Below are 11,159 nucleotides of genomic sequence, written 5' to 3' on the forward strand. Positions count from 1 at the left end.
CTGCCCCATGCCCTTCATCTTGTTGAAGCGCGGGAAGTTCATCAGCATGGCGAAGGACGCGAAGAGCTGCACCCCTTCGGTAAAGCCGCCGAACATGGCGAGGGTGCGGGCGATATCTTCGTCATTATCGACGCCGAACTGGTGGATATAATCGACCTTCGCGGCCATTTCCTCATATTCGAGGAAGGCGCTATATTCGCTTTCGGGCATGCCGATGGTGTCGAGCAAATGGCTGTACGCCGCGATGTGCACCGTCTCCATATTGGAGAAGGCGGTGAGCATCATCTTCACCTCGGTCGGTTTGAACACGCGGCCATATTTTTCGTGGTAGCAATCCTGCACCTCGATATCGGCCTGGGTGAAGAAGCGGAAAATCTGCGTCAGCAGGTTGCGCTCATGCTCGCTGATCTTCTGCGCCCAATCGCGGCAATCCTCGCCCAAGGGCACTTCCTCGGGCAGCCAGTGGATCTGCTGCTGCCGTTTCCAGAAATCATAGGCCCAGGGATATTCAAAGGGCTTGTAGCTGTTGCGGGCTTCTAACAGTGGCATTTTCGGCTTCCTCGGTTCAATCTTGTGTCGCCCCGGCGAAGGCCGGGGCCGCAGGAGGTTTACGCTGCCCTGCCAGCGGCCCCGGCCTGCGCCGGGGCGACGTGTTTCAACTCACTGGCACGCCAGACATTCCTCATAGTCGGTCTGCTCGCCTGCGCTCAGTTCGATCTTGGGCGCGTCGGCGGTGTTGTCCGCCTCTACCCCGCCCGCGAAACCGGCGCGCTGGATCGACTTCGACCGCAGATAGTAAAGCGACTTGATGCCCAGTTCCCAAGCGCGGAAGTGGAGCATCAGCAGATCCCACTTTTCCACGTCTGCGGGGATGAACAGGTTCAGCGACTGCGCCTGATCGATATAGGGCGCGCGGTCACCGGCGAGTTCGAGCAGCCAGCGCTGGTCGATCTCGAAGCTGGTCTTGAACGTATCCTTTTCCTCGGGGCTGAGGAAATCCAGATGCTGCACCGAACCGCCCTTTTCGAGGATGCTGTTCCAGACATTGGTGCTGTCCTTGGCTTTCTCTTGCAGCAGCTTTTCAAGATAGGGGTTCTTGACGATGAAGCTGCCCGACAGCGTCTTGTGCGTATAGATGTTCGCCGGGATCGGCTCGATGCACGCGCTGGTGCCGCCGCAGATGATTGAAATCGACGCGGTCGGCGCGATTGCCATCTTGCAGCTGAAGCGTTCCATCACGCCGCGTTCCTCGGCATCGGGGCAGGCGCCGCGTTCGGTGGCGAGCACCATCGACGCCTGGTCGGCCTGTGCGCGGATATGCTTGAAAATCTTCATGTTCCACGACTTCGCCATCGCGCTTTCAAAGCCGAGGCCGCGCGATTGCAGGAAGCTGTGGAAGCCCATGACACCGAGGCCGACCGAGCGTTCGCGGCCGGCGCTGTAGCGCGCGCGGGCCATTTCGTCAGGTGCGCGGTCGATGAAATCCTGCAGCACATTGTCGAGCATGCGCATCACATCTTCGACGAACATCTTGTCGCCGTTCCACTCATCCCATGTTTCAAGGTTGAGCGACGAGAGGCAGCAGACCGCAGTGCGATCGCCACCCAGATGGTCGCGGCCGGTGGGCAGGGTGATTTCGGCACACAGGTTCGACGTCGATACCTTCAGCCCGAGCTCGCGGTGATGCTTGGGCATCGCGTTGTTCACCGTGTCGCTGAAGATGATGTAGGGCTCACCGGTGGCGAGGCGGGTCTCGACCAGCTTCTGGAAGAGCGAGCGCGCATCGACCGTGCCCCGGATGCTGCCATCCTTGGGCGATTTGAGGTTGAATTCCGCGCCATCGCGCACCGCTTCCATGAACTCGTCCGACAGCAGCACGCCGTGGTGCAGATTCAGTGCCTTGCGGTTGAAATCGCCCGAGGGCTTGCGGATTTCGAGGAATTCCTCAATCTCCGGATGGTTGATGTCGAGATAGCAGGCCGCGGATCCGCGACGCAGACTGCCTTGCGAGATGGCAAGGGTGAGCGAGTCCATCACGCGAACGAAGGGAATGATGCCGCTTGTCTTGCCGTTGAGGCCCACCGGCTCACCAATGCCGCGCACGCTGCCCCAATAGGTGCCGATGCCGCCGCCGCGGCTGGCCAGCCAGACATTCTCATTCCAGGTATTGACGATGCCTTCCAGGCTGTCGTCGACGCTGTTGAGATAGCAGCTGATGGGCAGGCCGCGTCCGGTGCCGCCATTCGACAGCACGGGGGTGGCGGGCATGAACCACAGCTTCGAGATATAGTCATAGAGCCGCTGGGCATGCGCCTGATCGTCTGCATAGGCAGAGGCGACGCGAGCGAACAGATCCTGATAGCTTTCGCCGGGCAGCAGATAACGGTCGCGCAGCGTTTCCTTGCCGAACTCGGTCAGCAGATCATCACGGGCGCTGTCCGTCACAACATCAAAGCGCCGCACGTCGACAGTCTTGCTGTCGCCAGCCTTGGCTTTCGCCGCACTGTTTTGAGCAGCGGCAACTTCCTGTTCAGGCTTAGCCTTCTTGACCTGCGGGGTTTCGGTCTCTGTCTTTTCCGCTTCGAGCATGTCCGCCATATTGCCTTCTCCGGCCTCCCGGCCAGTATCCCTGAAATCCATGTGACTCTTTGCTCCCCAATTTGGTGCCGACCCTCACCCCGTTTGAATGTCGGCCCCGACTGTTAAAACCCAAGAAGCTTGTTCTCTTCTTGTTCGACTCGGGAAGCAAACACCTCCCTTAGCATTTTGTGCGACCCAAGGGGCATAAATTCGCGCATCATCCGTCATTTTTTCAGGACAAAAATGCCCCGCCGCAGAATTGCTCCTGCAGGATGAAACACAAATTGTAGGTATGCCCCCTGTGGCCAACCGCTATCTATAGTGCCTCAACCATTTTCAGACGCAAGAGGGTAAATGGTTAATTAAGGACTCGATTCGTCGCTTGCCTGATTCCATTCGTCGCACCCTCTTTGGGGTGCAGTGCAGCGACGCGCGGACTTCCTAGGACTTGTCTAGCGCGCAAGTATTTTTGCGACGAGCCGCACAAAATTTTTATCCACGATAAAAAATCGGTGGGGATAAACCGGCGGCGCACTTGACCAACGCAACGCCGTGGATTCGCATCGCGCACGATCTGGAATGGGATCGTCGCATCGCTCGACAAGGCAAAGCGAATCCATCCCAACGCCAAGAAAGATTCGCACGTCCAGACATTGCCTAAAGCTGCTGCACGCTGCTAACGCGCCCCCATGTCTGGAAACGAACCGCAAAAACATCCGCTCGTCACCGAGCTTGAAGATCTGCTTTCTGTGCAACGCATGGGCGATGGCTGGTATTTGGGGATGCGCAAGCCAGGCGGCGTTGGGCGTGTCTTTGGCGGGCAGGTGATCGCGCAGGCGCTGGCCGCTGCGCAGGATACGGTGGGGTCCGAACGGATTGCCCATTCGCTGCACGCCTATTTCATGCGCGCTGGGGACGAAGATTATGAAATCACCTTCCGCGTCGAACGCGATTTTGACGGGGGCAGTTTTTCCACGCGCCGGGTGATCGCGCTGCAAAAGGACAGGCCGATCCTGAACCTTGCGGCGTCGTTCCAGAAGCTGGAAGACGGCCTGCACCATCAGGAGCCGATGCCCGATGTGCCGCCGCCGGAAGAGTTGAAGGACGAGGCGCAGCTGCGAGCGATGTTCGCCGATCAAGTGCCCGAAAAATTCCGCGACAATTTCGTGCGCGAACGCGCCTTTGAAAGCCGTCCCGTCGATGCCCGCGACTGGTTGGGTGGGGACAAGCGGCAGCCTGCACGGCAGGATATTTGGTTCCGCCTGCGTGATCGGACGGTTGACGATCCCGCTGTCCACCGCGCGATGCTGGCCTATCAAAGCGACAGCTGGCTGCTCGGTACCTGTACACTGGCCCACGGCGTGACCTGGATGACCCCAGGGATGATGAGCGCCAGTCTGGACCATGCCGTCTGGCTGCATGGCGATTTCCGTGTCGATGACTGGCTATTGTACAGCTGCGACAGCCCATGGACAGGGCGTGGACGGGGCTTCAACCGTGGATCGATTTATACCCGCGATGGGCGGCTGGTTGCCACCTGCGCACAGGAAGGGTTAATCCGGATGCGCACGGCCAAAGCCGACTGATCCGACATAATAAATTTCTACGTACCGGTCTGTTCGGCCTGTTGACGACGAGCCAAGTCTGACTCAAAAGTCGGAACAAAGGAGTTCTGATCATGAAGTTGCGCTTGCTTGCTCTCGCTACCCTCGCTTTTGCAACACCATTTGCCATCTCGCCAGCCAAAGCGAGCGCAGATTCGACCTGTTACCCTGACTGGAAGGTCCGGCAGACCGACAATAATGGTTGCAGCGGCACGGCTTTGCTCAGCCCGGGCAACGACACGCGCGTCAATCTGCTGATGCTGTTGCGCGATCGGCATGGCTCGGTCGGTGTTTCGAACGTCCCGGATTATGATAGCTATTATAATGATCGCCGCCGCAGCGAGGCGGAGCCGTTCAACTTCCCCTATTTTGCCGGAATATTGGGGCCGGGGCGCAAAGAGCGGGATGACAGCGGCGATTTTCCCTGGGGCACACGTTGCATGTCGAACCAGTCGGGTTCGGCCTCCTTTATCGCAGCGGTCGGTGCGGCAAAGGGGCTGAGCGGCGCCGAACGGGCAACGCTGGCCGCCGCGCGCAGCGCGATGAACCCGCAATGTTCGAGCGATGAGACCGCACGTGCGGTAGCCGAGGTAGCGGTGCAAAATGTCACCTCCAAAGCCGGCAAGGCCTTCGCCGATTATCTGATCGGGGCCGCTGCCTTTTATGACGGCGATTTTGCCGGTGCGCGCGCCGCATTTTCCGGCATTGGCAAGACCGGCGACAACTGGCTCGATGCGGCTACGACTTATATGATTGGCCGCGTAGCGCTCAATCAGGCGACCGAGAGCGCCTTTGGTGAATATGGCGATCTCAACAAGGAAGGCGGCAACAATGCGCTGCTCGCCGCTGCCGAAAATGGCCTGCGCGCCTATCTGAAGGGCTGGCCTAATGGCGAATATGCAGCATCGGCGCGCGGCCTGCTTCGTCGCGTTTACTGGCTGGGGCAGGACCGGCAGAAATTGCTGAACGAATATATTGCCCAATTTGCCGAAAAGGATGCAGGCGAGCGCAATATTTCGCTCGCCGATCTGGTGCAGGAACTGGACATAAAGCTGTTCGGTGAACTCGGGCCCGATGACACCAGCGATCCTGAACTGCTCGCGGTAATCGCGCTGCGTGAAATGCGCTATTATGATGAGGACGATCGGCAAAATGCCCAGAATGGCCCGATTAGCCGTGCTTCGATCGAGGCTCTGCGCGGGCTTTTTGCCGGCAAGGAAGACCTGTTCACCTATCTGCTCGCGGCCCACGCTTATTATGTCGAGAAGAATCCGGCGGCCGTATTGAAACTGATCCCGGCCAACACCGCGGGAACCGGCTATCTCGGCTATAGCCGGCAATTGCTGCGTGCGGTGGCGATGGATGAAACCGGCGATGCAGGGGCTAGGGCGGCGCTGATCACGGCGCTCAATGCGGGCAAGCTGCCCTTCCAGAAGGGTACGGCGGAACTCGGCCTTGCGATGCATCTGGAACGCGCCAAGGCAATCGACCTTGTCTATGCACCGGGCTCTCCGATCCGCGATACGGAAATTCGCGAAATCCTGCTGCGCTATTCGGCTGGCCCTGCGCTGTTGCGCACACGCGCTGCCGACAAGGCGGCTCCGGCGAGCGAACGCAACGTCGCGCTGTACGTGTTGCTCTACAAGCAACTGACGCGCGGCGACTATGCGGGCTTTGTAAAGGATAGCGCGCTGGTTCCGGCCAGTGCCAAGCGAATCGCCGCTGACGATTATGAAACGCCCCGTTTCTCGGAAGTTGCGGTGTTCAATTGGGCGGGATCTCGCGATTTTGCCTGTCCGGCATTGCGCACAACCGCATCGACGTTGGCGGCCAATCCAAAAGACCCGCGCGGGCTGATGTGCCTCGGCGAATTCATCCGCCTGCACGGCATGGACCCTTATTTCTATGGCGTAACCGAATATTTGGATGCGCCACGCGCCAAGGATGAACTTGGCGGAAATCCAACGCCTTTCGGCGGCAAGCGCTTCTCGCGGCTCGATGCCTATAAGGCGATCATTGCCAATCCGGCCGCCGGAGCTGACAACCGGGCTTATGCATTGCACCGCGCAATCCGTTGCTATGCGCCAAGCGGGTTGAATGGCTGCGATGATAGCGAGCAAACGCCCGCACAACGCAAGGCGTGGTTCCAGCAACTCAAGCGCGAATTCCCGACCTCGCCTTGGGCCAAGAAACTGACCGTTTATTGGTGATTGTCTGATGCGCCTGTTGGCGCTTCTCGCGCTGCTGTTTCTGCCTGGTTGTGACCGGGCGGAGCAGGGGCGTGTTGATGCGCAGGCTTATGAAGCTTTCTGGCTCTGGGCCGGGGTTGAGCCACAACCGGTACTCGATAGCGCAAAGACGATTTACATCCTCGCTGCCGAGATCAAGGGTGGGCCCGAGGGGCGCTATGTTGATCTGCGTCCTGCGATGCCGCGGGTAAAGCATGCGCAGGTCTGGATTGTCTATCGCGTCGAAACGCTGGCGTGGGACACGAAGGTGCTGCCGCGTATCCGGCGCGACATCGAAGGCTGGAAGGCCAAAGGTAACCGGATTGCAGGCATCCAGATCGATTTCGACGCCGCGACACGGGGGTTGCCGGGCTATGCCGCATTCTTGAAACAACTGCGTTCCGATTTGCCAAAGGGAACCGGCCTTTCGGTCACTGGCTTGCTCGACTGGAGCAGTGGCGGGGATAGCCCGGCGCTCAATGCGCTGGCCGGGATGGTTGATGAGGTGGTGCTGCAAACCTATCAGGGGCGGCACACCATCCCCGGCTATCAGGCCTATCTGCGCCAGTTGGATCGGGTGGAACTGCCGTTCAAGGTCGGCCTAGTGCAACATGGCGAATGGCACGCCCCGCCCGGCCTGTCGCGCAATCCGAAATTCAGGGGCTATGTGGTTTTCCTGTTGAATCCCGAGAGGTCTTGAACATCCCGCACGTCTGCGTAAAGGCGATGGCGTTCTCCCAGCAAACAGGGCCTGTTCCATGACCGTTACGATCCGCGAAAACGACATCATCGAAAGCGTCGCCGACGCGCTGCAGTACATCTCCTACTTCCACCCGATGGATTATATCCGCGCGCTGGGTGAGGCCTATGAGAAGGAGCAGGGCCCGGCCGCCAAGGATGCGATCGCGCAGATCCTGACCAACAGCCGCATGTGTGCCGAGGGGCATCGGCCGATCTGTCAGGATACCGGCATCGTCACCGTGATCGTCAAATGGGGCCAGCAGTGCGTGCTGGATAGCCACCGTAGCCTGCAGGAAGTGATCGATGAAGGCGTGCGCCGCGCCTATCTCCACCCCGAAAACAAGCTGCGCGCCTCGATCTTGGCCGACCCTGCCTTCACCCGCGTTAACACACGCGACAATACCCCGTCGGTCGTCCACCTCGAAATGGTGCCCGGTGACAAGGTGAGCTTCGACGTCGCGGCCAAGGGCGGCGGCAGCGAAAACAAGACCAAGTTCAAGATGATGAACCCGTCGGATAGCATCGTTGACTGGGTGCTCGAAATGGTCCCGCAAATGGGTGCTGGCTGGTGCCCACCGGGGATGCTTGGCATCGGCATCGGCGGCACCGCGGAAAAGGCGATGGTGCTCGCCAAGGAGAGCCTGATGGGCGCGATTGACATGGCGCAATTGAAGGCACGCGGGCCGCAGAATGATATCGAGCGGCTGCGCATCGAAATCTTCGACAAGGTCAACGCGCTCGGCATCGGCGCGCAGGGGTTGGGCGGCTTGGCGACCATCCTTGATGTGAAGATCATGGACTATCCGACCCATGCCGCGTCAAAGCCGGTCGCGATGATCCCCAATTGCGCCGCCACCCGCCACGCGCATTTCACGCTGAAGGGAGAAGGTCCGGTCTTCCTTGAAGCGCCCAATCTGGACGATTGGCCCAAGGTCGAATGGGCACCCGATAGTGCGGCGATCCGTGTCAATCTCGACACGCTGACCGCAGCGGATGTTGCCGGCTGGAAGGCAGGCGAACGTCTGCTGCTCAACGGCAAGATGCTCACCGGCCGCGACGCCGCGCACAAGCGTATCGCCGACATGCTGGCGAAGGGCGAAGAACTGCCCGTCAGCTTCAAGGGGCGGATGATCTATTATGTCGGCCCTGTCGATCCGGTGGGTGAGGAAATCGTCGGTCCCGCCGGCCCCACCACCGCGACGCGCATGGACAAGTTCATGGACATGATGCTCGAACAGGGCCTGCTCGGCTGCGTGGGCAAGGCGGAACGTGGGCCTGCTGCCACGCAGGCGATTGCCAAGCACAAGTCGGCCTATCTGATGGCGGTCGGTGGGGCAGCCTATCTCGTCGCACGCGCGATCAAGGGCAGCAAGGTCGTCGGCTTCGAAGACCTTGGCATGGAGGCGATTTACGAGTTCGAGGTGCAGGACTTCCCCGTCACCGTGGCAGTCGATTCCACCGGAGAAAACGTCCACACCAGCGCGCCACTCGTCTGGAAGAAAAAGATTGCCGAGGAAGGGTTGCTCGAAAACGCCTGACGTTTTCGCGCTCAGCCACCTGCCTGCTCCGCCGCCAGTCGCGCATAATAGAGCTGCACATCAAACTCCTCGTCGCCGTCATAGCGCGGGGCGTAGCGGGCGAAGGCGGCTTCGAGTTCGTCGATGCGTTCGCGCAGGCGCACGACGTTATAGGCGTGCGCGACCAGATAATATTCTCCGGCATGCATCTGTTGGAAAATCATCTCGGCAAAGCGGTCCGCCTCCATGCCCATATTGCGCGACAGTGCGGTTGCCACCCAGCCGGGAATGATGACGCCTGCTTCGATATTGGCCAGTTCGGGCTTGTTGGCGATTTCGCGGCGCAACACGTCCATCAGCCCGAACAGCGCATGCTTGCCCGAAACATAGGCCCCGCCGCCCGTCGGTAGCGCGTTGAACAGCGCATTTTCGGAAGCCGTGGCGTAGATCGCGGCGGGCATGCCATCGGCGCGGTAGCGTTTGCCGAAGGTCTGGATGCCGTTCCACACGCCCCAGAAGTTCACGTCGTAAAGCGCGCGTGCCTCCGCAAGATCGGTGTCGAATATACCACCGCGTGGTCCGCCCAGTCCGGCATTGTTGACGATGATGTCGCCGCGCCCATTTTCGGCCCAGGCGAAATCGGCAAGCGCCTCTACAGCGGCAGCGTCCGCCACGTCGCCTGCGAAATATTTGGCATCGATGCCCTGTGCCTTGAGCGCCTCGACCGCTTCGTCCAGCATTTCCTCGCGTGGTTCAAACAGGATGATCCGCGCGCCAGCCTTGCCCATCTGCTTGGCAAGCGCAAAGCCTATGCCCGAGGCACCTCCGGTGATTACGGCTGTCTTGCCTGCAAATTCCATCGCTGCTCTCCCTCTGCGCTGGCTTGTCTTGGCCAGACTATGGCGTAAGACGATGTCATGAACCCTTTCATTCTCCAAGCAATCATCTTGGCGCGCCTCGTCACCACCATAGCCCGCGACGCATGAGCGAACAGGGCAAATTTCGCCAATTCCTCTCGCGCCTCGGCCCCGGTTTGGTGACCGGGGCGGCGGATGATGATCCGTCGGGTATCGGCACGCACAGCCAGGTCGGCGCGCAATTCGGCTATGGCCTGAGCTGGACCTTCCTGTTCAGCTTTCCGTTGATGGTCGCGATTCAGGAGGTCGCGGCGGAAATTGGACGCGTCACTGGCGGGGGCATTGCGCGCAATTTGCGGCGGCATTATCCGCGCTGGTTGCTCGTTTCGATGGTGTCGTTGCTGCTCGTTGCCAACATAATCAATCTGGGGGCTGATCTGGCCGCAATGGGGGCGGCTGTCGGGCTTTTGATCGGGGGCCCTTTGGGGCTCTATACGTTGATGTTTGGCGTGATCTGTGTCGCGACCGAAGTTTGGATGTCCTATGAGCGCTATTCGGCGATCCTCAAATGGACGACGCTTTCGCTCTTTGCCTATGTCGCGGTTGTGATGGTAGCGCAGGTGCCCTGGGGTGAGGCGCTGACCTCGCTGATCGTGCCGCAGATCGAATGGTCGGGAGCTTACGCAACCGCAGTCGTCGCCATATTGGGAACCACCATCAGCCCCTATCTGTTTTTCTGGCAAGCCGGACAGGAAATTGAGGAGCAGAAGCGCCACCATGTGAAGCCGCTGTTTATGACACCCAAAGAAGCCGGCCCCGAACTGACTCGCATCCGCATCGATACGCTGACCGGCATGGCCTTCAGCTCGATCGTATCGCTGGCGATCGTATTCGCTACCGCAGCAACACTGCATGCCAATGGCGTTCGTGATATCGAAACCTCTGCACAGGCGGCAGAGGCGCTACGACCGATAGCTGGCAATTTCGCCTTCGCGCTTTTTGCATTGGGTATTATAGGTACTGGCATGCTAGCGGTGCCGGTGCTGGCCGGTTCGGCGGCCTATGCGGTCACCGAGATGTTTGGTCTGAAAGGCAGCCTCGATGCCAAGCCGCGCAAGGCCAAGCTGTTTTATGGCACCATAGCGATTACCACGATGCTTGGTGTCAGCCTGCAATATATCGGCATTGATCCGGCCAAGGCGCTCTATTGGGCGGCAGTGGTGAACGGTGTACTCGCCGCGCCGCTGATGGCGGTGATGATGCTGATCGCGCGCAATCGGCGGGCGATGCATAGCCTGACGCTAAGCACAAGGGCGACGATTACCGGCTGGATTGCTACCGCCGTTATGGCGGGGGGGGCGATCTTTTTTTTTGCCCCCCCATTAGCTGGGCCCCCGCGGCCCCCCCTTCCGCCCCGGTCCCGGCGCGGCGCCCCCCGGGGGCGGCGCGGGGGGGTGAGGCCGGGGGGCCCCTCACGCCCCCCGGCCGAGAGGGCGAAGAGCACCGCCTGCGGGCCCAGCAGGGCGCCCACCATGGCCAGCAGCTTCGCGTCGCCGAGGCCCATGCCCTCACGCTTGAGGAAGCGGCTCCACACGAAATAGAACGCGAAGGGGATGCCGAAGCCGAGGCCTG

At 60.3% G+C, this 11,159-nt stretch carries 8 protein-coding genes; 5 read left to right on the top strand and 3 right to left on the bottom strand.

Annotated features, from left to right (window positions below; genetic code table 11):
• Together PKC81_RS13280 and PKC81_RS13285 are read right to left on the bottom strand one after the other, a co-directional pair.
• Positions 1 to 549, bottom strand: a 549-nt coding sequence (locus PKC81_RS13280) for a ribonucleotide-diphosphate reductase subunit beta (RefSeq protein ID WP_324336866.1), incomplete at its 3' end; no start/stop codon positions are given.
• A gap of 111 nt (positions 550 to 660) precedes the next feature.
• Positions 661 to 2,640 (bottom strand): ribonucleoside-diphosphate reductase subunit alpha, encoded by a 1,980-nt coding sequence (locus tag PKC81_RS13285; protein ID WP_324336868.1) that lies wholly within the window; start codon positions 2,638 to 2,640, stop codon positions 661 to 663.
• 629 nt (positions 2,641 to 3,269) lie between these two features.
• Between PKC81_RS13285 and PKC81_RS13290 the strand changes: the two genes are divergently transcribed.
• The 4 genes from PKC81_RS13290 (at position 3,270) to PKC81_RS13305 (ending at position 8,691) form a co-directional block, all read left to right on the top strand.
• Positions 3,270 to 4,166: an acyl-CoA thioesterase II gene (locus PKC81_RS13290; protein WP_324336870.1), complete on the top strand. Its 897-nt coding sequence runs from the start codon at positions 3,270 to 3,272 to the stop codon at positions 4,164 to 4,166.
• A 92-nt stretch (positions 4,167 to 4,258) separates the two neighbouring features.
• Positions 4,259 to 6,394, top strand: coding sequence for a hypothetical protein (locus PKC81_RS13295; RefSeq protein WP_324336872.1), 2,136 nt, complete (start codon positions 4,259 to 4,261; stop codon positions 6,392 to 6,394).
• Between the two features lie 7 nt (positions 6,395 to 6,401).
• On the top strand, positions 6,402 to 7,112 hold the full coding sequence (locus tag PKC81_RS13300; protein ID WP_324336874.1) for a DUF3142 domain-containing protein: 711 nt from the start codon (positions 6,402 to 6,404) through the stop codon (positions 7,110 to 7,112).
• A 58-nt stretch (positions 7,113 to 7,170) separates the two neighbouring features.
• Entirely contained in the window at positions 7,171 to 8,691 is a 1,521-nt protein-coding gene (locus tag PKC81_RS13305; protein WP_324336876.1) for a fumarate hydratase, read from the top strand.
• A gap of 11 nt (positions 8,692 to 8,702) precedes the next feature.
• Here PKC81_RS13305 and PKC81_RS13310 read toward each other — a convergent pair whose 3' ends face one another.
• Positions 8,703 to 9,530, bottom strand: coding sequence for an SDR family NAD(P)-dependent oxidoreductase (locus PKC81_RS13310; RefSeq protein WP_324336878.1), 828 nt, complete (start codon positions 9,528 to 9,530; stop codon positions 8,703 to 8,705).
• 122 nt (positions 9,531 to 9,652) lie between these two features.
• Here PKC81_RS13310 and PKC81_RS13315 point away from each other — a divergent pair, with 122 nt between their 5' ends.
• Positions 9,653 to 11,128 (top strand): divalent metal cation transporter, encoded by a 1,476-nt coding sequence (locus PKC81_RS13315; protein WP_324336879.1) that lies wholly within the window; start codon positions 9,653 to 9,655, stop codon positions 11,126 to 11,128.
• The last annotated feature ends 31 nt before the right edge of the window (positions 11,129 to 11,159 follow it).

This window comes from Sphingorhabdus sp., from assembly GCF_035329025.1.
In the GTDB taxonomy this organism is placed as follows: domain Bacteria; phylum Pseudomonadota; class Alphaproteobacteria; order Sphingomonadales; family Sphingomonadaceae; genus Sphingorhabdus_B.

Coding starts and splice junctions, on each gene's coding strand:
- PKC81_RS13285 (WP_324336868.1), bottom strand. CDS start 2,640: ATGGATTTCAGGGATACTGGCCGGGAGGCCGGAGAAGGCAATATGGCG.
- PKC81_RS13290 (WP_324336870.1), top strand. CDS start 3,270: ATGTCTGGAAACGAACCGCAAAAACATCCGCTCGTCACCGAGCTTGAA.
- PKC81_RS13295 (WP_324336872.1), top strand. CDS start 4,259: ATGAAGTTGCGCTTGCTTGCTCTCGCTACCCTCGCTTTTGCAACACCA.
- PKC81_RS13300 (WP_324336874.1), top strand. CDS start 6,402: ATGCGCCTGTTGGCGCTTCTCGCGCTGCTGTTTCTGCCTGGTTGTGAC.
- PKC81_RS13305 (WP_324336876.1), top strand. CDS start 7,171: ATGACCGTTACGATCCGCGAAAACGACATCATCGAAAGCGTCGCCGAC.
- PKC81_RS13310 (WP_324336878.1), bottom strand. CDS start 9,530: ATGGAATTTGCAGGCAAGACAGCCGTAATCACCGGAGGTGCCTCGGGC.
- PKC81_RS13315 (WP_324336879.1), top strand. CDS start 9,653: ATGAGCGAACAGGGCAAATTTCGCCAATTCCTCTCGCGCCTCGGCCCC.